We start from the raw sequence: 223 nt of genomic DNA, 5'->3' as shown, positions 1-223 counted from the left end.
GGAACCTGCGGTTGGATCACCTCCTTACCTGAAGATACCTTCCCGCGAAGTGCTCACACAGATTGTCTGATAGAAAGTAATGAGCAAGACGGCTGCGAAGTCGTGACACTACCGTGTCCCCTTCGTCTAGCGGTTAGGACTCCGCCCTTTCACGGCGGCAACAGGGGTTCGAATCCCCTAGGGGACGCCACTTGCTTGGTGACAGGTGAAAGGTGTCTCCACG

The 223-nt window shown here is 56.1% G+C and carries 1 tRNA gene; it reads left to right on the top strand.

What is annotated here, in order from left to right:
* The first annotated feature begins 115 nt into the window (after nt 1-115).
* Nucleotides 116-190 (top strand) — tRNA-Glu (locus tag WFL93_RS24210).
* Nucleotides 191-223: the final 33 nt, after the last annotated feature.

The organism is Pantoea sp. USHLN256 (assembly GCF_037149875.1).
Taxonomy (GTDB): domain Bacteria; phylum Pseudomonadota; class Gammaproteobacteria; order Enterobacterales; family Enterobacteriaceae; genus Pantoea; species Pantoea nemavictus.
This window is presented reverse-complemented; position numbering and strand designations above follow the sequence as displayed.